This window comes from Promicromonospora xylanilytica (genome assembly GCF_054782895.1).
Map to the genome: position 1 here is coordinate 298,897 of NZ_BAAGRP010000002.1, position 20,046 is coordinate 318,942.

Genomic DNA, 20,046 nt, shown 5'->3' on the forward strand with positions numbered 1-20,046 from the left:
CCCCCGCGACGTGTCAGACGCACAGGTCACTCCGGTGACCTGTGCGTCTGACACGTCCGGGGGCTTCTTCGGGCGAAGCGTTACAGCCTCGTGGCGGTCCGGAGCCAGGCGGTCAGCTCCGCCGCCGTGCCGGGCACCGGGAGCCGGGCCGTCAGCGCCGGCGCGTCGGGCGGCCCCAGGACCGCGCGCAGCAACGCCTCCCCCGCCAGCCCGACCTCGCCGAGCAGCACGATCTCCCGCTCGTTGACGCCGACCGGCGCCGGACCGTTGCCCAGGTCCGTCCCGTACACGAGCGTGCCGCCCGCCGCGACGAACTGCCGCGCGTTGCCGACGGCGGTCGCGAGCGCGGCCTCGCCGCCCGGGCCGTCGTGGATCGCGAGGGTCGAGATCCAGGTCATGTGCGCGGCCCTGGCGATCGCCTCGGGCGGCAGCGGCTCCGTCCAGGGCACGTGCACCAGGGTGTCGGCACCCGCGTCGACGGCGCGCTGCGCCTGGCCTGCGCCCTCGGCATGCACGAGCACCGGCAGGCCGGCCGCGTGGGCCTCCGTGACCAGGGCGCGCAGCACGTCGTCGGGCAGCAGGGCCATGCCCGCGTGCAGGGCCACCTTGACCGCGAAGCCGCCTCCTGCGACGACGTCGGCCACCGCCGTGGCTGCGGCGCGCGGCGAGGCGACGTGCCGCACGGCGGCGTCCGGCGCCCAGCTCCGGCCGCTCGGGTACCCGTCCGGCGCGGTGTGGAAAGGTCCCGCGTACCGCACCCGGACGCCCGACGGCGGCGTGGCCGCCCAGGCGGCCACCTCACGCGGGTCCCAGCCCAGGTCGTGCACCTCGGTGACCGGCCCGCCGGCCAGGAGCGTCCGATCGACCAGGCCCAGGTGCACGTGCCGGTCGACGACGCCGGGGAGCGTCACCTCCGGCACGTCGTCGGGCACCTCACGCACCGAGCGGGCCGTCGATCTCGGTGCGCACCGAGATGAGCTCCGGGAAGAACGTCAGGTCGAGGGCACGCTTGAGAAAGCCGACGCCGCTGGAGCCGCCGGTGCCGGTCTTGAAGCCGATGGTGCGCTGCACGGTGCGCAGGTGGCGGAACCGCCAGAGCTGGAACGCGTCCTCGATGTCGACCAGGTCCTCGCAGGCCTGGTACAGCTCCCAGTGGGCGTGCGGGTCCTCATAGACCGTCTTGAACACGGTGACCAGCTCCGGGTGCTCGACCCACGCCTGGGTGACGTCGCGTTCCAGCACCTCGGCCGGGACCGCGTGGCCACGCCGGGAAAGCAGGCGCAGGAACGCGTCGTACACGGTGGGCTCGCCGAGCAGGCGCTCCAGCTGGGCGTGGATCTCCGGCTTGTCCCGGAAGACCTGGAGCATGCCGGCGTTCTTGTTGCCCAGCAGGAACTCCACGGCGCGGTACTGGTGGGACTGGAAGCCGGAGGACTGCCCCAGCGAGCCCCGGAACTCCGCGTACTCGCTCGGGGTGAGGGTGGCCAGCACCGACCACTGCTCCGTGATCGTGCGCTGGATGTGCTTCACGCGGGCCAGGCCCTTGAGCGCGCGGGACAGGTCGTCGCTGTCGAGAAAGCCCCGCACGGCGCGCAGCTCGTGCACGACGAGCTTGAGCCACAGCTCCGTGGTCTGGTGCTGGATGATGAACAGCAGCTCGTCGTGGTGCGGAGGGTCGCTCATCGGGTGCTGCGCCGAGAGCAGCTCGTCGAGCCCGAGGTAGGAGCCGTAGTCCATCTCGTCGCGGAAGTCCGTGCGGATGGAGGCCTCGATGGGCCGGGTGTTACCAGTCACTCGTCGAGCGTAGACCCGCGCGGTCACACCTTCGTCCGCCCGCAGGTCAGGCGGCCCGGGCCTCGTCTCCGTTCGGGTTCTCGAAGGCCTCGGCCATCAGCGCGATCTCCTCGGGCGGCAGCGACATCTCGCGCGCGACCCGCGTCCAGCCCGACGTCGCGGCGGCCACCTCGCCGAGCACCCGTCGGGCATCGTCCGGGCGCAGGCCGTAGGAGTCCGCCGTGGCCAGCAGCTCTCGCACGTCCCGGTCGATGCGGTTCCCGCCGGGGCGCAGCGGCGTCGACTCGACCACGGCGAACGGGTTGGGGTTCACGTCGAACAAGGGCGAGAGGGACCAGCCGTCCGCGCGGCGGAGGAACCCGTGGTTCTTCATGTGGTCGTCCACGTTGCGCACGAGGAGCGTGAACGCGACCCTGCGGAACAGGTCGTGCCCGTCCGTGGCCGGCCGCCCCGAGTGGTCGGCGAGCGTCTCCGCGAGGGTGCGGTAGTCGATGACCTCGAAGAACGCCTTCTGCGTGAGGCTGTCGGCGGACAGGAAGCCGATGCGTCCCCCGGCCGACGAGGCGTCCTGCGGGTCCTCGCGGGAAACCCGGGAGACCGGCCGCCGGTCGAACCGGCGCGTCAGCAGGATGGACCGCGCCGGGCCGATGCGGTGCAGCCGCGCCACGGGCACCTCGATGCCCGCGTCGGAGGCCAGGCGGAGCGTCAGGTACTCCCAGGCCTGGACGTCCCACCGGTCGCCGCCCTCGGGCAGCTTGGCCATCCACAGGTCGCCCGCGCTGTCCCGCACGGTCACCTTGGGCCGGGCACCGCCCATCGACGTGCCCGCCGCGACCAGCAGCCGCACGTCCCGGTCGGTCTCCTTGTGCTGCGCGACGGCGTCCGCCGCGTCGGTCAGCGCGGGCAGCTCGACCAGGTCGGGAACCTCGGCCCGCGGCGGTCCCATGAAGGTCTTGCCGTCGTCGAGCGAGAAGCGCAGCGCCCCCAGGCGGGTCTCGTCCTGCACGCCGAGCAGGAAGTCCACCTCGGTCAGCGTGGTGAACCCACGCCCCTCCGCGCGCGCGGCCCGCCGTTCCGCGTGAAACAGCAGGGTGCGGCCCCACTGGTCGGGCTGGCAGTCGGCAAGGACGCCGAACAGGGGCCGGTCGCTGCCCGACGGGATGTTTCCGGGCGTCAGCGGCAGCTCGGGGCACAGGGCGTACGCACGCGGGTCGCGGAGGTAGGCGGGGTCGTACCGGAACGTACAGCCGACCAGGGCGCCGCCGCGGTTGAGATGCATGTCGAGATCACCGGCGCGGGTCCGTCCGCCGCCCGGCAGCTCGACCTCGACATGTATCGACATGCGACTCACCCTCTCAGCTGGGCACTCTCACCCGTTGCGGCAGGGCACGTTCCGCGTGGAACCTGCCCATCTCGGTGGTCAGCGGGTCGCTCGCGCCGACGACGGCGTCCGCCACGCCGAGCACACGTAGCACCGCGAACGTGTTCTCGAGACTGACCGTTCCGGTGCCCGTCTCGAGGGCACGCAGCGTGGTGCGCGTGATGCCCGCGCGGTCGGCGACGAGCTGGGCCGTGAGACCGTGGATCTTGCGCCAGGCGCGGACGTGGTCGCCGAGGGCGGCGAGGTCGCGCTGGGTACGGAGGGACGTTCTGGCCATGACTGCTCCTTTCGGTTACCAGGCTAACCGACGGGGCACCTAACGGTCACTAGACTGACCGCTATTTCGGTCGCCCGGTCTGCGCGACGTGGCGCGAGGGCCCACGCGGACCCCGTAGAGGTTCGCTCCCATAATGCGATCAGGCATGACTCCGGCCGCAGGTCCATGCCAGATCGCATTCTCGAAGCGGACTTGCCTTGCACAAACCCCGGCGCCCGCCACCGGCAGAGCAGAACGGGCCGCCCCACGGTGTGTGGGACGGCCCGTCGTGCGTGATGCTCAGTCGTGCGTCAGGACGCCGGCTGGTTGTTGATCGTGGCCGTCTCGATGGCGCCGACCGAGAGGTCGTGCTTCTCGAGGATCTCGGCGTAGGTGCCGTCGTCGATGATGCTCTGCACCGCCGCCTGGTAGGCGCGGACCAGCTCGACGTCGCCCTTGAGGAACCGGAAGCCCAGGGGCGTCGGGTTGATGACCTCGGTGTTCGCCACCTCGAAGATGTCGCCGGACCCGACCTGCTTCGCGTTGTAGGCGCCGGTGGACCACTGCGTCAGCTCGGCGTCCGCGTTGCCCGCCTGGACCTCGGCGAGCGCGTCGGCGTCGGTCTCGAACGTCAGCACCTCCACCGGCTTGCCCTTGCACTGCTCGGCGTTCAGCGCGACGAGCGCCTCAGCCTGTGTCGTCTCGACGAGCACCGCGACCTTGCGACCGCACAGGTCCGCGAGGGTCTTGATCCCCTCGGGGTTACCGGCGGGGACCATGATCGCGTCGCTGTCGTTGTAGTAGTCGACGAAATCGGAGTCGACCTGGCGCTCGGCGGTGTCCGACATCGCCGCGGCGACGATGTCGACGTTGCTGGCGTACAGCTCCTCGACGAGCGAGTCCCACGGCATGTCGTGGAACGTGTACTTCAGACCCAGCCGGTCCGAGGCGGCGTCGAACAGGTCGATCTCGAACCCGACGATCCGGCCCGCCTCGTTCGTGTACTCGAAGGGCGGGTAGCCCGACTCGGTACCGACCGTGATGCGCGTCGACTCCGCCAGCAGCTCGCCCGGCAGCATCGCGCGCAGCTCCGGATCGACCTCTACCGTCTGCTCCGCGGCGTCCGCCGTCTCGTCCGAGCTGGTCGAGCAGCCGGCCATCAGGGCGCCGAATGCGGCTGTAGCCACGATCGAGCCGATGACCATACGCGCGCGGCGTCCACGCACGCGATATCCGAGAGCCATGCGGGGTCCTCCACACAAAAAGACATGATGAGCGAGTTACGCGGGTGGAGCCTATACGCTCCGGGCGAATTGCCGTGAATCCGAGTTTCACCTACGCCCACAGGGCGACACCGAGGCTCAGACGTTGGTCCCGACCTTAGCGGCAGCGCCGACGTCCGCCAGAATCACCGCGTCGATGAGGCCGCGCGCCCACTCGAGCACCTCGGTGCCGCGCAGCGGCCGTCCGCCGATCCGCGCGGTGGTCGGGAACGGCACGAGGATCGCGCGGATGGCGGGCTTGAGCACGGTGCCGGGGTAGAGCCGCTTCAGCCGCAGCTGCGCGGACTCCGGGAGGTTCAGGGGCGCGAACCGGATGAACTTGCCCTGCGCCGTGATGTCCGTGAGCCCTGCCTCGCGGGCGTGGTTGCGGAAGCTCGCGACGTCGAACAGGGCGTCCGCGACGTCGGGCAGGGCGCCGTAGCGGTCGGTGAGCTCGGCACGCACCTCGTCGAGCGCCGCCGCGTCGTGCGCCGTGGCGATCTTCTTGTAGGCCTCCAGCCGCAGGCGCTCCGTGGCGATGTACGCCTCGGGCAGGTGCGCGTCGACGGGCAGCTCGATGGTGACCTCGGGTGTCTCCTCCTCGGCGTCGCCGCGGAAGGCGGAGACCGCCTCGCCCACCATGCGCACGTAGAGGTCGAACCCGACCCCGGCGATGTGGCCGGACTGCTCGCCGCCGAGCAGGTTGCCCGCACCGCGGATCTCGAGGTCCTTCATGGCGATCTGCATGCCCGCACCGAGGTCGGTGTGGGCGGCCATGGTGGCGAGCCGGTCGTGCGCCGTCTCGGTGAGCGGCTTCTCCGGCGGGTAGAGGAAGTACGCGTACGCCCGCTCCCGCCCGCGGCCCACTCGCCCGCGGAGCTGGTGCAGCTGGGACAGGCCGAGCATGTCGGAGCGCTCGAGGATCAGGGTGTTGGCGTTGGAGATGTCCAGGCCGGTCTCGATGATCGTCGTGCACACCAGCACGTCGAGCTCCTTCTCCCAGAAGGCGCGGATGACCTGGTCGAGCTGCTGCTCGCTCATCTTGCCGTGGGCCACGCCGATGCGGGCCTCCGGCACCAGCTCGTTCAGCCGGGACGCCGTGCGCTGGATGGTCTCCACCTTGTTGTGCACGTAGAAGACCTGTCCCTCGCGCAGCAGCTCGCGGCGCAGCGCCGCGGCGATCTGCTTCTCCTCGAAGGCCCCCACGTAGGTGAGCACCGGGTGCCGCTCCTCCGGGGGGGTGGCCAGCGTGGACATCTCGCGGATGCCCGTCACCGCCATCTCGAGCGTGCGTGGGATGGGGGTGGCGGACATCGCCAGCACGTCCACGTTGGTCCGCAGCTGCTTGAGCGTCTCCTTGTGCTCGACGCCGAAGCGCTGCTCCTCGTCGACGACCACGAGCCCGAGGTCCTTGAACACGACCGAGCCCGTGATGAGCCGGTGGGTGCCGATGACGACGTCGACGCTGCCGTCCTTGAGGCCGGCGAGCGTCTCCTCGGACTCCTTGGCGGACTGGAAGCGGCTCAGCGCCCGGACGTTGACGGGGAACCCGGTGTACCGCTCGGAGAAGGTCTCGAAGTGCTGCTGCACCAGCAGGGTCGTGGGCACGAGGATGGCGACCTGCTTGCCGTCCTGCACGGCCTTGAACGCCGCCCGGATGGCGATCTCCGTCTTGCCGTAGCCGACGTCACCACACACCAGCCGGTCCATCGGCACCGACTTCTCCATGTCGGCCTTGACCTCGTCGATCGTGGCGAGCTGGTCGGGGGTCTCGACGTACGCGAAGGCGTCCTCCAGCTCGCGCTGCCACGGGGTGTCCGGGCCGTACGCGTGGCCCTGCGTGGCCATGCGCGCGCTGTAGAGCCGGATGAGCTCGCTCGCGATCTCCTTGACGTGCTTGCGTGCCTTGGCCTTGGTGTTCTTCCAGTCCGCGCCGCCCATCTTGGACAGCGACGGCGACTCTCCGCCGGTGTACTTGGTGACCTGGTCGAGCTGGTCCGTCGGCACGAACAGCCGGTCGCCCGGCTGGCCCCGCTTGCTGCTCGCGTACTCGATCACGAGGTACTCGCGCGTGGCCCGGTTGCCGCCGGTGCCCATGGTGCGCTGCGCCATCTCGACGAACCGGCCCACACCGTGCTGCTCGTGCACCACGAAGTCGCCGGCCTTGAGCTGGAGGGGGTCCACGACGTTGCGCCGCCGGCTGGGCATCTTGCGCATGTCGCGCGTGCCCGAGCCGGCCCGCCCGGTCAGGTCCTGCTCGGAGAAGACGGCGAGCCGCAGGTCGGGCGCCACGAAGCCCTTGCCGGCGCCGCCCGCAACCACGTGCACGACGCCGGGCTCCGGCTCCTCGTCGAGCGAGATCGCCAGCCGGGCCGCCGTCCCCGCCGCCGACAGCTGCTCCGTCATGCGCTTCGCCGGCCCGTGGCCCTCAGTGGTGAGCACGAGCCGCCAGCTCGCGACCTGGAGCCCGTGCACGTCGTCCAGCGCCCGCGCCAGGTCACCCCGGTAGGACTCGACATCGCGAGCACCGATCGTGAAGACGCTCTCGCCGGACGTGTCGGACGCCGAGGTCACTCCGGTGCCCTCGGCGGCCGCGCCGTCGGTGAGCTCGGTGTCCTGTGTGAACGAGGAGAGGGTCCACCAGCCCAGGCCCCGCCGCGCGGCGATCTCGCGCACCTCGGCGAACGTCTCGAACGACGCGGCGGACAGGTCGATCGGCGCGGCGCCGCCGGCCACGGCACCGGTCCAGGCGGCGGCGAGGAACTCCTCGGTGGTCGCGACGAGGTCGTGCGCGCGGCGGCGCACGCGCTCCGGCTCGTTGACCACCAGCAGCGCGTCGTCCGGCACCAGCTCCAGGACGGGGACCATGCGGTCCACCAGCACGGGCGCGAGCGACTCCATGCCCTCGACCACGACGCCGGCGGCGAGCTTGTCGAGCATCTCGACCGCGCCGGGCAGGCTCTCCACGAGCTCGGCCGCACGGGCACGGACCGCGTCGTCCAGCAGGATCTCGCGGCAGGGCGGAGCCCAGAGGCCGCGCTCGGCGATCTCGAGGCTGCGCTGGTCGGCGACGGCGAACCAGCGGATCTCCGTGACCTCGTCACCCCAGAAGTCGCAGCGGAGCGGGTGGTCCTCGGTGGGCGGGAACACGTCGAGGATGCCACCGCGGACGGCGTACTCCCCGCGGCGCTCCACCATGTCGACGCGCGTGTAGGCGGCGGCGGTGAGCCGCTCGGCGACGTCGGTCAGGTCGACCGTCGTACCGACGTCGAGCTGGACCGGCTCGAGCTCCCCCAGGCCCTCGACCACGGGCTGCAGCAGCGCACGGACCGGCATCACGAGAGTCCGGATCGGGCCGTCCTGCCCGTGCCCCTCGGCCGGATGGGCGAGCCTGCGGAACACCGCGATCCGCTTGGCCACGGTGTCGGCCCGCGGGCTCAGCCGCTCGTGCGGCAGGGTCTCCCAGGCCGGGAGCACCGCGACGTCGTCGGCCCGGTCGTCCGGGAGGTAGCCGCGCAGGCTGTCCGCCAGCTCGTCGGCCTCCCGCCCGGTGGCCGTCACGACGACGAGCGGGCGCTCCCCCGCCGCGGCGGCCAGCAGCGGCGGACGCACCCCTGCCGGCCCCACCACGTCCACGAAGCCGCGGGCACGTACGTGCTCGACGGCGGCGGACGCGCCAGGATCACGGAGGAGAGTGGGAAGCAGGCCGGTGAGGTTCATGGGAGCTCTAAGTCCTTCGATGGCGCACGACGACGGGCCCACCACGAGCACGACCCGGGTACGGGTCATGGAGTGAGGGGCTGGTCCCAGGCTACTCCCGGCCACCGACAGTGCCCCTCCGCCGCCACCATGTCGCGCTCATGGCGGCCCGGGGCACGTACGATGACCGGCGATGTTCACCCCATCAGAGCTCCCGCGGCACGCAGGCGTGCCAGGCGGGCACGACGCCACCGGGCCGCGCCCAGCCGTGCGCCTCGCCTGGCCCGACGCCGCCCGCGGTCTCGCGATCGGCCTCGTCGTGCTCTACCACGCGACCAACTGGACGTGGTCCACCGGATACGAGGTGGGCATGCTGCGCGAGATCAACGAGACGCTGCGCAGCCTGCGCATGCCCCTGTTCTTCGCGATCTCCGGGATGTTCGCCGCCAAGTGGGTGGCGGCGCCGTGGTCCCGGCTGGCCCGCGGCAAGCTGCTGTTCTTCGCCTGGGTCTTCGTGCTCTGGGAGCCGATCTCCCTGGTGGTGCGCCTCCTCACCGGCTACTACCAGGTGGCCGACGCCGACTGGGGAACCCTCGCGCACCACCTCACCTGGTCGTTGCTGGTCCCCCGCTCCGAGCTCTGGTTCCTCTGGACGCTCGCGGCCTTCTTCGTGATCGCACGCGCGCTGCGCCGGATCCCGGCGCCGGTGCAGCTCCTGGCCGCCGCCGCGCTGAGCGGCTGGGCGCTGGCCGGCTGGGAGCCCGAGTCCATCGCCTGGCGAGGGACCGCACAGTTCCTCGTGTTCTTCCTGGCCGGGCTGCACCTGCGGACGTTGCTCGAACGGTTCGCCGAGCGGATCACCTGGCTCTGGGCGGTGGTCGCCGTCGCCGTCTGGCTGGGCGTCCAGACCGCGGTGCGGCAGCTCGGCCTGGCCGACGACCCCGGGTTCTACCTGCTGGCCAACGTCGCGGGCGTCCCTGCGGGGATCGCCGTGAGCGTGCTGGCCTCGCGGATCCCGGGGGCGCGGTATCTGCCCAGGTCACTCGGGCTGGAGTGGATCGGGTCCCGGACGCTGCCCGTCTTCGTGACGCACACGTCCGTGGTCCTCGCGCTGCTGTCGGTGCTGTGGCGGAACGCCGTGTGGATCCCGGCGCCCCAGTCACAGTGGCTGCCGGTCGCGCTCTGGCTGGTGGCGGTCGCCGTCGGCCTAGGGCTGGGCGCCCTGGTGCCGCGGATCGGCGCACGCTGGCTGTTCGCGCCGCCGCGTCGGCTCAGCGGGCAGCCGCGACGTAGTCGGTAGGGGTCCGGCCGTAGCGGTCGCGAAAGGCGCGCGTGAAGTGGCTGCCGTCGGCGAACTGCCAACGGGCGGCGATCTCCGTGACGGTCATCCGCCGCGGCCGGGTGACGAGCGCGCGACGCGCCTCGTCGAGGCGGCGCTCCCGGATGTAGGCACTCACCGACTGCCCCTCGGCCGCGAACGCCCGCTGCAGGGTCCGCACGGAGACGTTCAGCTGCTGTGCCACGGCCGCGGGCGAGAGCGCGGGATCGGTGAGCCGCCGGTCGGCGAGCTCCCGCGCGGCCTGGGCCAGCGCCGGTGCCAGCCGGGGTTCCACGTCGTCGAGACCGCCGTGGACCACGGCCCGAGCCAGCTCCGCCAGGGTCTCTCGCGCGGCGTCCGCGCCGGCCGGCTCCAGGTCGCCCAGCACCCGGCTCACCATCGTGGCGTGGGCGGTCAGCAGGCGCACCTCCGCGGCGTCGGCCCGGCCGGACGCCACCGCGCCCCTCGTGCGCGGGACCTCGGCGGCGGGCAGCACGAGCACCTGGGCGGACGTGCGGGGCAGCGCGGCGAAGTGCGACAGCCGCCCTCCCTGCACCAGGAACCGGCCGGCCGGTGCCCCGTGCTCGGCTCCCCCTGGCACACCCAACCGCCAGCCGCCCCGGCGGACGATCCACAGGCGTAGGTGGTCCTCCGCCCCGGCCCTCGGCCCCTCCGTCCGGAGGGCCGACGCGTTCTCGAAGTCGTTGAAGATCATGTCGCACAGCCGGAACCCGCGGGAGCGTGCCCGGAAGCCGGCGACGGTCGCCCGGCTGTAGGCCGGCAGCGCGAACCTCTCGCCCATCCGGGCCTGCCACTCGCGGACGAAGTCGCTGAAGGCGTTCCCGCCGCTCGGGCTCACCGAGAACGTACCGTCCATCGTCTGTCGCGCATCTTCCATCCGGGTTGTCGCGCTGGTCCGAGCCCGCTCGGCCACTGCCTCCCTACGGTGTCGACGTGAACCGGAACGAGAGCACCGAGGTGGAAAGATGAGCACGATCGCGATAGTCGGCGCGGGTCCGCAGCTCGGTCAGGCCATCGGCAGGCGGTTCGCCGCCGAGGGGTTCGACGTGGCGCTGATCGCCCGCAACCGTACGACACTGGAGGGCGTGGCCGACAGCCTGTCCGCGGAGGGCGTCCGGGCCGAGGCCTTTCCTGCCGACGTCACCGACCGCCCTGCCCTGCACGCGGCGCTGACCGCCGCCGAGGAGCGGCTGGGGCCGATCGACGTGCTGGAGTACTCGCCCGCACCGGCCCCGGCCGACCTGCGCAGGGCGCCGCTCGTCGAGGCCACGAAGGTCACCGTCGACTCGGTGCTCGACCAGCTGGACCTCTACCTGCTCGGTGGCGTCGCGGCCGTGCAGCACGTGCTGCCCGGCATGCTGGAGCGGGGCACCGGGACGGTCCTGGTCACCAGTGGTGCGGGCTCCGGCCCGATCATCGCGCCGCACGTCGCGAACGTGCAGATCGCCACCGGTGGGATGCGCAACTGGATCCTCAACCTGCACGCCGCGCTGTCCGGCACCGGCGTCTACGCCGCCCACGTGGCGATCGCCGCCTTCATCGGCCAGGGCGGCCACGCCTCCCAGCCGGCGACGCTCGCCGACGCCTACTGGCGCCTGCACACCGAGCGCGCCGAGGCCGAGCTGCTGGTCCAGGACCTCCCGGCCGACTACCTGGAAAGGGGCCTGGCGGACAAGTTCGAGTCCTGACGCGGGACGGCCCGCACAGGGCAGCAGCCTCAAAGGCGACTTGACCGACATCTACCCCGTGCGTGACCTTTCCTGTTACTGTGTCGAACTCAGCAACGGCAACGGCGCCGTAGCGACCGGCGGAGCCCCGGCCTCGCCTCTGGCCCAGCGGGAGGTCTCGTGCAACGCCTGCGACGCATCAGACGAACGACGGTCCTGGCGGCCGCTGTCGCGATCGTCTGCGTCAGCGTCTCGGCACTGGTGGTACCGGCGTCGGCCACGCTCCCCGGTTCAGGATCCGGCTCGGGATCCGGCCCTGAGGCGGAGGTCAACGTCACCGGCGCCCCCTTCACCGGAACCCGGCCGGACGGGACGGTGTACGGCCTCATCGACGCGCACAGCCACCTGTTCATGCAGGACGGCATGGGCGGCGCCGCCGTCTGCGGCAAGGTCTTCTCGGAGGAGGGGATCGCGACGGCGCTCCGGGACTGCCCGTCGCACGAGCCCCATGGGCTCGGCGCCCTCCTGGAGAACCTGACGCGGGACGGCTCCCCGATCGGCACCCACGACACGACGGGCTGGCCCACGTTCGCCGACTGGCCCGCGCACGACTCGCTGACCCACCAGCAGATGTACCACCGCTGGGTGGAGCGGGCCTGGCGTGGCGGGCAGCGCGTGCTCGTCAACGACCTGGTCACCAACGGCCTGCTGTGCAGCATCAACCCGGGTACCTACCAGAGCTGCGACGAGATGACGGCGATCCGCCGCCAGGCGCAGGACACCTACGACCTGCAGGCTTACGTCGACGCACAGTACGGCGGGCCGGGCAGGGGCTGGTTCCGGGTCGTCACCAGCAGCGCGCAGGCGCGGCAGGTGATCGAGGAGGGCAAGCTCGCCGTGGTGCTCGGCGTCGAGACGTCGGAGCCGTTCGGCTGCAAGCAGACCCTCCGCATCCCGAACTGCTCGCGGGCGGACATCGACGCGGGCCTCGACGAGCTCTATGACCTGGGCGTGCGCTCGATGTACCTGTGCCACAAGTTCGACAACGCGCTGTGCGGCGTGCGGTTCGACGAGGGGTCCATGGGCACGATCATCAACGCCGGCCAGTTCCTCTCCACCGGCACCTGGTGGGACGCCCGCACCTGCCCCGCCGACCAGCCGCACGACAACAACCCCGGCAACGGCGAGCTGCCGCCCGGGCTGGAGGACGACCTGCCGCCCGTCCTCCCCCTCTACCCGCCGGGGACCCTCTGCAACACCCGCGGCCTGACCGGGCTGGGCGCCTACGCCGTCCGCGGCCTGGTCGAACGCGGGATGATGGTCGAGATCGACCACATGAGCGCGAAGGCCGCCGACCAGACCCTCGACCTCCTGGAGGCCGAGGACTACCCCGGCGTCCTGTCGACGCACTCCTGGATGGACGAGCGGTACCTCGACCGCCTCTACGCCCTCGGCGGCTTCGCCACGATCTACGGCCACGCCGCCCACGAGTTCGTCGAGGAGTACGAGCGCACCGCCCCCGTTCGCGACCGGTACGGCGCGGGCATCGGGTTCGGCTTCGACATGAACGGGTTCGGCGGTACGCCGCCGCCGCGGGACGACGCCGCCGCGAACCCCGTCACCTACCCGTTCCGGTCGTTCGACGGCGGGGCGGTGCTCGACCGGCAGACCACGGGCGAGCGCACGTGGGACGTCAACGTCGACGGCGTCGCGCACTACGGCCTGGTACCCGACTATGTCGAGGACCTGCGCCTCGTAGGCGGCCAGGAGGTCATCGACGACCTGGCGCGGGGCCCGGAGACCTACCTGAGGACCTGGGCGGGCGCCGAGTCGCACCCCCCGAGGTAGTCGTCTGGCGAGGTAGTCATGTGGCGAGGTAGTCAGCTGGGTGACTATCTCGCCACATGACTACCTCGCCAGACGACTACCTCGGCGAGGCCGTGTGGAACTTGCCCTGTGCGGCCAGCAGGCCCTCGGTGACCAGCAGCTCGACGGCGTCGGCGGCGTCGTCGACCAGGATCGGCAGGTCCTTCTTCTCGGTGCCGGAGAAGTCCCGGAGCACGTGGTCGGCGGTGTCCATGCGGCCCGGCGGGCGCCCCACCCCCACCCGCACCCGGTGGTACTCCTTGGTGCCGAGCGCCTTCGTGGTGTCGCGCAGCCCGTTGTGGCCGCCCTCGCCCCCGCCGATCTTGAGCTTGATCGTGTCGAAGGGGATGTCCACCTCGTCGTGCACCATGACGACCTGCTCGGGGTCGATGTCGTAGTACTTCGCGAGCGCACTGACCGGTCCGCCCGAGACGTTCATGTAGGTGGTCGGCTTCGCGAGGACCACCCGCGGCCCCGGCGCTCCGCCCGGCAGCACGCCGAGCCGCGCCTCCGCGACCACGGCCTGCGCGCGGGGATGCTTGGAGAAGCGCGCGCCGGTGCGCTCGGCGAGCAGGTCCAGCACCATCTGGCCGACGTTGTGCCGGTTGCCGGCGTACTTGGGCCCGGGGTTACCGAGCCCGACGACGAGCCAGGGCCGGTCGCTCATTGCCACACTCCTTCACGACAGCGAAGGCTCCGTCGCCGCCGGCATCGGCCGCGGCGAGGGAACCAGCGAAAACAGCTCGGGCCGAGGTAGGACCCCCGCGCCGCGCACGATCCTCTCGTACACGCGCCCGGTTGTTCTACCTCGGCCCGGTGCGGTCCGGCTCACGCCGGGACGCTCTGGCTGGGGATCAGCCCTCCGAGGCCGCCTCGGCGGGCGACTCGGCGGACGCGGCCGACTCCTCGTCCTCGCCGACCTCGCCGCGCGGCTCAGTGACGAGCACGACGGCGTACGTCGGGTCGGTGATCAGCGTGGTGCCCGCAGGCAGCTCGACGTCGCCGGCCAGGACCTGCGCGCCGGCCTCGAGGCCCTCGATGGAGACGTCGACGGACTCGGGGAGGTGGGTGGCCTCGGCCTCGACGACCAGGACCTGCTCCTCGACCAGGTGGATGGTGCCCGGAGCCGACTCGCCGACGATGTTCACGGTGACGTCGACGGTGATCTTCTCGCCGGCGCGCACGACCTGGAGGTCGATGTGCTCGATGACGTTGCGGACCGGGTCGCGCTGGACGTCCTTGGCGACGGCGAGCTGGCCCTTGCCGTTCACCTCGATGTTCAGCAGCACGTTGGTCTGGCGCAGCGCCAGCATGGACTCGTGGCCCGGGAGGGTGACGTGCACCGGGTCGCCACCGTGCCCGTACAGGACGGCGGGGATCTTGTGGTCACGGCGAATGCGGCGGGCCGCGCCCTTGCCGAACTCGGTACGGGGCTCAGCGGCGAGCTTGATCTCGGCCATGGGAATTCACTCCTGGAATGTCTGTGTGTGCAACTCGGGTCGGCGGCTGCGTCGGCGCGGGACACGTGACGGGCGCGGAGCGGGCACGTGGGGCGAAGTGCTGGAGGGAACTCCACCCAGGCCGCCGACGGCCGCCCAGTCGATCACGGACGCCGGCCGAGTGCTGACGGGAATCGAGTCCCGCCGCGGCCGTCAAGCGTCCCTCGCCGAGGCAACCTGACTACTGTACCCGTTCGTCGGCGCGGTCCGCACCGAGTGGCGGTGTGACGCCGATCGTCGGCTGGGTGCGGCGCGGCTTGTAGACCACCTGGACGTGGAACACGAACCGCAGCAGGAACGCCACGACGAGCGTCACCGCCTGCACCAGCACCGGCCACATGCCCGTGTGCTCGACCAGCCACCACAGCACGGGCAGCCGGATCGCGGCCTCGGTCCCGTTGAACGCGAACGAGTGCGCGAACCGCGACCAGACCCCGCGGCCCTCGTTCCGCAGGTCGCGGAACACGAACCGCTCCTGCAGCAGGAAGTTGGTCAGGATGGTGACGACGGCCGAGACCACGGCCGCCACCACGTAGTGCATGCCCAGGCCGGTCAGGACCCACAGGATCAGGACGTTCAGCACCGCACCGAGGCCGCCGATGATCGCGAACCGCGACATCCGGCCGAACCGCAGGGCTGCGAGCTGCTCGAGGTAGCGCAGGCCGGTCCTGAAGGTGGCCTTCGAGTGCCCGGCGTACCGCTCGCCGAACACGAACGGCTCCTCGCCGACGGCCAGGGTGTTGCGCGCGAGCAGCTCGAGCAGGATCTTGAAGCCACGGGGGTGCAGCGCGTCGAGGTCCAGCCGGTCCACGCGGGTGGCGAAGAACCCGGTGAGCGGGTCAGTCACGTTGCGCAGGCGCACCGGGAACATCGACCGGGCCAGCAGGGCCGAAGCGATCGAGACGCCGTGGCGCCACCAGCCGTCCAGGCCGCCCGCGTCGCCGTCGCCCGTGTAGCGGGAGGCGACCACGATGTCGAAGTCCGCCTCCCGGCCACGCGTGACGAGCGCGGGCACGAGCTCCGGCGGGTGCTGCAGGTCGCCGTCCATCACGACCGCCCACGGGGTGGTCACCGTCCGGAGCCCGGCCACGACGGCGCCGCTGAGGCCGCCCTGCGGCGTCTCCCGGTGGAGCAGCCGGACCGGCACCGGCGAGGTGGCCGCCACCGCACGGATCAGGTCGGGCGTGTCGTCGGTGGAGTCGTCCACGAAGAGGATCTCCGCCAGCTCGGGCGCCCCCACGGGGGCCGGGCCGCCCTCGGGGCCGTGCGGGGCGCCCGAGGCGCGACCGTCGTCGGGCAGCACGCCGAACGCGGCACACAGCCGCTCGGTGAGCGCCCGGACGTTGGGCCCCTCGTTGAACGTGGGCACCACGACGGTGACGGCCACTGACCCTCCCAGATCGATGTCAAGACACGGTCCTCCGTTGACCGTATCCGAGTCAAGTGTCCGACCGTATACCCGAACTGATCAGGAGTTACCGTCGAAGAGCGAGGTCACCGACCCGTCCGAGTGCACCTCGTTGATCGCCGAGGCGAGCAGCGGGGCGATCGAGAGCACCTTGAGGCAGTCGAACCGGCGGTCCTCCGGGATCGGCAGGGTGTCCGTGACGACCACCTCGCGCGCCCCGGACTCCGTGAGCCGCTCCTTCGCGGGACCCGACAGCACACCGTGCGTCGCCGCGACGGTCACCGACTTGGCCCCGGCCGCCTTGACCACCTTGACGGCCTCCGCGATGGTCCCGCCGGTGTCGATGAGGTCGTCGACCAGCACGCAGTCCCGGCCCTCGACGTCGCCCACCACACGGTTGGCGACGGACTGGTTGGGCCGCGTCACGTCACGCGTCTTGTGCACGAACGCCAGCGGGCCACCGCCCAGCTTGGAGGCCCAGATCTCGGCGACACGGATGCGGCCGGCGTCGGGCGACACCACGGTGACGTTGTCGACGTCCACCCGGGTGCGCACGTAGTCGACGAGGATCGGCATCGCCCACAGGTGGTCCACGGGCCCGTCGAAGAAGCCCTGGATCTGCGCGGTGTGCAGGTCCACGCTCATCAGCCGGTCGGCGCCCGCCGTCTTGAACAGGTCGGCGATGAGGCGGGCCGAGATCGGCTCGCGGCCGCGGCTCTTCTTGTCCTGGCGCGCGTAGCCGAAGAACGGAGCGACGACGGTGACCGAGTGGGCGGAGGCCCGCTTGGCGGCGTCGACCATGAGCAGCTGCTCCATGATCCACTGGTTGACCGGCATCGTGTGCGACTGCAGCAGGAACAGGTCCATGCCCCGCACGGAGTCGCTGAACCGCACGTAGGTCTCGCTGTTCGCGAAGTCGTACGCGGAGACGCCGAGCAGGTCGATACCCAGCTCCTTCGCCACGTTCTTCGCCAGCTCGGGGTGTGCTCGACCCGCTGCGAGGACGAGCGGATGACGGTTCGGGCCTACGGGAGCGATGCTGGACATCAGTGGGACTTTCCTTCCTTGTCGGCCCCTGGTGCTGGGGCCAGTTCGGCCGGTTCGGCCTGGGCGGTCGCGGCCTGCGGGGCCGTGGGGGCCCCAGCTGCATTCTGCTGGGCGAGCTGCCGCTGCGCCTGGTCTCCGAGGCCGGACGGCCCGCTGTGGGCGGTCGCGGCCGCCTCCGCCGCGGCCGTCCCTGGCCGACGGCGGGCGACCCAACCCTCGATGTTCCGCTGCTGGCCCGCCGTGACGCCGAGCGCACCGGCGGGCACGTCACGACGGATCACGGACCCCGCGGCGGTGTAGGCACCGTCGCCGACCGTCACGGGCGCCACGAACATGTTGTCCGCGCCCGTGCGCGCGTGCGAGCCGATCACGGTGCGGTGCTTGTGCACGCCGTCGTAGTTGACGGTCACCGACGCGGCACCGACGTTGGAGTGCTCGCCGATCGTGGCGTCGCCCACGTAGGACAGGTGCGGCACCTTGCTGCCCTCGCCGATCTCGGCGTTCTTGGTCTCGACGAACGTGCCGATCTTGCCCTTGCGGCCCAGGCTGGTGCCGGGGCGCAGGTAGGCGAACGGACCGACGGACGCGCCCTCGCCGATCACGGCGAGCGAACCGTGCGTGCGGACCACCGTGGCTCCGACGCCCACCTCGACGTCGGTCAGTGTGGTGTCGGGGCCGATCGTCGCTCCCGTCGCGACGACCGTGGCGCCCTTGAGCTGTGTGTTCGGCAGGAGCGTGACGTCCGGGGCCAGCTCGACGTCGACGTCGATCCACGTGGTGGCCGGGTCCTGCACCGTGACGCCCGCGCGCTGCCACTCCTCGACGATCCGGCGGTTCATCTCGCGGGCGAGCACGGAGAGGGCCACGCGGTCGTTGACGCCCTCGACCAGCATCGGGTCGTCGGCGAGCAGCGCGCGCACGTGCCGCCCCTCGGTGCGGGCGAACGCGACGACGTCGGTCAGGTAGACCTCGCCCTGCGCGTTCCTGCTGTCGAGGCCGCCGAGGCCCGTGCGGAGCGTGGCGGCGTCGAACACGTAGACCGACGAGTTGATCTCACGGATCTCGAGCTGGTCCGCGCTCGCGTCCCTGTGCTCCACGATCTCGAGCACGTCGCCGGTGTCCGGCTCACGCACGATCCGGCCGTAGCCGGTGGCGTCGGCAACCTCGGTGGTGAGGACGGTGACGGCGTTGCCGTCGGCCTGGTGGGCGGCCAGCAGCTGCCCGAGCGTGGCGCCGTCGAGCAGCGGGACGTCGCCCGCGACGACCACGACGGGGCCGTCGACGCCGTCGCCCACCGTCTCGCCGTCGGCGAGACCCGCGGCGGCCGACGCGGCCTGCGCCTTGGAGTCGAGCGCCGCGAGAGCGCACTGCACCGCACGTCCAGTGCCAGGGATGTCGTCCTGGTCCACGAGGATCGCACCCGGGTCGAGACGGCCGACCGCCTCCGCGACGAGCTCGCGCTCGTGCCGGACCACGACGGCGACCTGGACCGGTTCGAGCTCCCGAGCCGCAGTGAGCGCGTGCCCGACCATCGGCTTGCCGCCGAGGGGATGCAGGACCTTTGGCAACGCGGACTTCATGCGGGTGCCCTGGCCGGCGGCAAGAACGATGACTGCTGCCGGCTGAGGTGTCTCGGTCACGAGTGCTCCGATCGGTGGGTTCGTCAGATCCGGATGGCTCCGCCCCCAGGATTCGAACCTGGACTAAAGGCACCAAAAACCTCTGTGCTGCCGATTACACCAAGGCGGACCGGGCGCGCGCGAGGCTCCGTCGTGACCCGAAGCGGGCGTGTGCCACCGTCGCATGTCCGTGAACAGTCTGCCAGGTCCTCGGGCATGCCCCTGCCCGAGACCGGCGAGTCGTCAGCCACAGCGTTCACCCGACCGACGCGTTCCGGACACGTCCGGAACAGCCGCTCGGGCACAATGAGCACCATGGCCGCCGACAACCGACGTACCCACCGACCTCGCATGACGGCCAGTCAGCGCCGTGAGCAGCTGCTCGCGGTCAGCCGCGGGCTGTTCGCCGGAAAGGGCTTCGAGGGCACCAGCGTGGAGGAGATCGCGGCACGCGCCGAGGTCTCGAAGCCCGTCGTCTACGAGCACTTCGGCGGCAAGGAGGGCATCTACGCCGTCGTCGTGGACCGCGAGGTGCAGGCGCTGACCACCGCGCTCACCGGCGCACTCGGCAAGGGCGGGCACCCCAAGGTCCTCCTCGAGCGCACCGCGCTCGCCCTCCTCGACTACATCGAGTCGTCGGAGGACGGCTTTCGCATCCTCGTGCGCGACTCTCCCGTCGCGCAGGCGACCGGCACGTTCTCCAGCCTGATCGGCGACGTCGCCACCCAGGTGGAGACGATCCTGGAGAACCAGTTCAAGGCGGCAGGGCTCGAGACCAAGACCGCGCCGCTCTACGCGCAGATGCTGGTCGGCATGATCGCGCTCACGGGCCAGTACTGGCTGGACGCACGCAGCCCCAAGAAGACCGAGGTCGCCGCTCACCTGGTCAACCTGGCATGGAACGGCCTGCACAACATGGAGCGAAAGCCGGCACTCACGAGGATGACGCGCTGACGCCGAAGAGCGCAGCGACTGACCTTGCCTCAACATGGCCGGCAAAATGCCCGGAGGACCTGAAATCTCCGATCCCTGCTGCCCGTCATTGCGCGAACGCAACCGGTTTTGCCCTCGGGCAAGAATGTGTGCGTGACCAGTTATATAACGAACACCCCTCGCGATATCTCGCGAGGGGTGTTCGCACAGCTGGGGATGTTTCTTACGCGGCTACCGGCAATTCGGCGCCGCGTCGCCGCAGATCAGAGGCCCAGA

The 20,046-nt window shown here is 71.4% G+C and carries 16 protein-coding genes and 1 tRNA gene; 4 read left to right on the plus strand and 13 right to left on the minus strand.

Translation table 11 applies throughout. The annotated features are described in order from the left end of the window. Window positions 1–80 precede the first annotated feature (80 nt). The 6 genes from ACYVK7_RS03030 to mfd form a co-directional block, all read right to left on the minus strand. A complete protein-coding gene (locus ACYVK7_RS03030; RefSeq protein ID WP_460886195.1) occupies window positions 81–932 on the minus strand; it encodes an amidohydrolase family protein in 852 nt (283 codons plus the stop codon). Between the two features lies 1 nt (window position 933). Beyond that, a complete protein-coding gene (gene kynA, locus ACYVK7_RS03035; protein ID WP_460886310.1) occupies window positions 934–1,737 on the minus strand; it encodes a tryptophan 2,3-dioxygenase in 804 nt (267 codons plus the stop codon). A 103-nt stretch (window positions 1,738–1,840) separates the two neighbouring features. Further along, window positions 1,841–3,136, minus strand: coding sequence for a type II toxin-antitoxin system HipA family toxin (locus ACYVK7_RS03040; RefSeq protein ID WP_460886196.1), 1,296 nt, complete (start codon window positions 3,134–3,136; stop codon window positions 1,841–1,843). Between the two features lie 13 nt (window positions 3,137–3,149). After that, a complete protein-coding gene (locus tag ACYVK7_RS03045; RefSeq protein ID WP_460886197.1) occupies window positions 3,150–3,452 on the minus strand; it encodes a helix-turn-helix transcriptional regulator in 303 nt (100 codons plus the stop codon). A 290-nt stretch (window positions 3,453–3,742) separates the two neighbouring features. After that, window positions 3,743–4,618: an ABC transporter substrate-binding protein gene (locus ACYVK7_RS03050; RefSeq protein ID WP_460886198.1), complete on the minus strand. Its 876-nt coding sequence runs from the start codon at window positions 4,616–4,618 to the stop codon at window positions 3,743–3,745. Window positions 4,619–4,792: 174 nt separating this feature from the next. After that, entirely contained in the window at window positions 4,793–8,413 is a 3,621-nt protein-coding gene (gene mfd, locus ACYVK7_RS03055) for a transcription-repair coupling factor (protein ID WP_460886311.1), read from the minus strand. Window positions 8,414–8,585: 172 nt separating this feature from the next. Here mfd and ACYVK7_RS03060 point away from each other — a divergent pair, with 172 nt between their 5' ends. Then, window positions 8,586–9,692 (plus strand): acyltransferase family protein, encoded by a 1,107-nt coding sequence (locus ACYVK7_RS03060; RefSeq protein ID WP_460886199.1) that lies wholly within the window; start codon window positions 8,586–8,588, stop codon window positions 9,690–9,692. Here the strand turns inward: ACYVK7_RS03060 and ACYVK7_RS03065 are convergent. Continuing rightward, entirely contained in the window at window positions 9,664–10,587 is a 924-nt protein-coding gene (locus ACYVK7_RS03065) for a helix-turn-helix domain-containing protein (RefSeq protein ID WP_460886200.1), read from the minus strand. The two genes, ACYVK7_RS03060 and ACYVK7_RS03065, sit on opposite strands and share 29 nt — an antisense overlap. 109 nt (window positions 10,588–10,696) lie before the next feature. Between ACYVK7_RS03065 and ACYVK7_RS03070 the strand changes: the two genes are divergently transcribed. After that, window positions 10,697–11,419 (plus strand): SDR family NAD(P)-dependent oxidoreductase, encoded by a 723-nt coding sequence (locus tag ACYVK7_RS03070; RefSeq protein WP_460886201.1) that lies wholly within the window; start codon window positions 10,697–10,699, stop codon window positions 11,417–11,419. A 159-nt stretch (window positions 11,420–11,578) separates the two neighbouring features. After that, window positions 11,579–13,246 carry a Coagulation factor 5/8 type domain-containing protein gene (locus ACYVK7_RS03075; RefSeq protein WP_460886202.1) on the plus strand — a complete coding sequence of 556 codons (1,668 nt, stop codon included), beginning with the start codon at window positions 11,579–11,581 and terminating at the stop codon, window positions 13,244–13,246. Between the two features lie 76 nt (window positions 13,247–13,322). Here the strand turns inward: ACYVK7_RS03075 and pth are convergent, their stop codons facing one another. The 6 genes from pth to ACYVK7_RS03105 all read right to left on the minus strand — a co-directional run bounded on the left by pth (window position 13,323) and on the right by ACYVK7_RS03105 (window position 18,967). Next, the gene (pth, locus tag ACYVK7_RS03080; RefSeq protein WP_460886203.1) at window positions 13,323–13,931 is read right to left on the minus strand and encodes an aminoacyl-tRNA hydrolase; all 609 of its coding nucleotides are present in this window, start codon (window positions 13,929–13,931) and stop codon (window positions 13,323–13,325) included. Between the two features lie 187 nt (window positions 13,932–14,118). Then, window positions 14,119–14,724, minus strand: a complete 606-nt coding sequence (locus ACYVK7_RS03085) for a 50S ribosomal protein L25/general stress protein Ctc (RefSeq protein WP_460886204.1) — start codon at window positions 14,722–14,724, stop codon at window positions 14,119–14,121. Window positions 14,725–14,944: 220 nt separating this feature from the next. Then, window positions 14,945–16,150 carry a glycosyltransferase gene (locus ACYVK7_RS03090; RefSeq protein ID WP_460886205.1) on the minus strand — a complete coding sequence of 402 codons (1,206 nt, stop codon included), beginning with the start codon at window positions 16,148–16,150 and terminating at the stop codon, window positions 14,945–14,947. Between the two features lie 81 nt (window positions 16,151–16,231). Continuing rightward, window positions 16,232–17,218 carry a ribose-phosphate diphosphokinase gene (locus ACYVK7_RS03095; RefSeq protein ID WP_460886206.1) on the minus strand — a complete coding sequence of 329 codons (987 nt, stop codon included), beginning with the start codon at window positions 17,216–17,218 and terminating at the stop codon, window positions 16,232–16,234. Then, window positions 17,218–18,798: a bifunctional UDP-N-acetylglucosamine diphosphorylase/glucosamine-1-phosphate N-acetyltransferase GlmU gene (gene glmU, locus ACYVK7_RS03100; RefSeq protein WP_460886312.1), complete on the minus strand. Its 1,581-nt coding sequence runs from the start codon at window positions 18,796–18,798 to the stop codon at window positions 17,218–17,220. Before glmU ends, ACYVK7_RS03095 begins: the two co-directional genes overlap by 1 nt. A gap of 94 nt (window positions 18,799–18,892) precedes the next feature. Continuing rightward, window positions 18,893–18,967, minus strand: a tRNA-Gln gene (locus tag ACYVK7_RS03105). A 221-nt stretch (window positions 18,968–19,188) separates the two neighbouring features. On the opposite strand from ACYVK7_RS03105, the gene ACYVK7_RS03110 reads away from it, so the two are divergent. Beyond that, a complete protein-coding gene (locus ACYVK7_RS03110; RefSeq protein ID WP_460886207.1) occupies window positions 19,189–19,791 on the plus strand; it encodes a TetR/AcrR family transcriptional regulator in 603 nt (200 codons plus the stop codon). The last annotated feature ends 255 nt before the right edge of the window (window positions 19,792–20,046 follow it).

Bases quoted from the DNA above. Each gene is read 5' to 3' on its own strand.
- kynA (WP_460886310.1), bottom strand. From the start codon at position 1,737: ATGGACTACGGCTCCTACCTCGGGCTCGACGAGCTGCTCTCGGCGCAG.
- ACYVK7_RS03040 (WP_460886196.1), bottom strand. From the start codon at position 3,136: ATGTCGATACATGTCGAGGTCGAGCTGCCGGGCGGCGGACGGACCCGC.
- ACYVK7_RS03045 (WP_460886197.1), bottom strand. From the start codon at position 3,452: ATGGCCAGAACGTCCCTCCGTACCCAGCGCGACCTCGCCGCCCTCGGC.
- mfd (WP_460886311.1), bottom strand. From the start codon at position 8,413: ATGAACCTCACCGGCCTGCTTCCCACTCTCCTCCGTGATCCTGGCGCG.
- ACYVK7_RS03060 (WP_460886199.1), top strand. From the start codon at position 8,586: ATGTTCACCCCATCAGAGCTCCCGCGGCACGCAGGCGTGCCAGGCGGG.
- ACYVK7_RS03065 (WP_460886200.1), bottom strand. From the start codon at position 10,587: ATGGACGGTACGTTCTCGGTGAGCCCGAGCGGCGGGAACGCCTTCAGC.
- ACYVK7_RS03070 (WP_460886201.1), top strand. From the start codon at position 10,697: ATGAGCACGATCGCGATAGTCGGCGCGGGTCCGCAGCTCGGTCAGGCC.
- pth (WP_460886203.1), bottom strand. From the start codon at position 13,931: ATGAGCGACCGGCCCTGGCTCGTCGTCGGGCTCGGTAACCCCGGGCCC.
- ACYVK7_RS03085 (WP_460886204.1), bottom strand. From the start codon at position 14,724: ATGGCCGAGATCAAGCTCGCCGCTGAGCCCCGTACCGAGTTCGGCAAG.
- ACYVK7_RS03095 (WP_460886206.1), bottom strand. From the start codon at position 17,218: ATGTCCAGCATCGCTCCCGTAGGCCCGAACCGTCATCCGCTCGTCCTC.
- glmU (WP_460886312.1), bottom strand. From the start codon at position 18,798: ATGAAGTCCGCGTTGCCAAAGGTCCTGCATCCCCTCGGCGGCAAGCCG.
- ACYVK7_RS03110 (WP_460886207.1), top strand. From the start codon at position 19,189: ATGACGGCCAGTCAGCGCCGTGAGCAGCTGCTCGCGGTCAGCCGCGGG.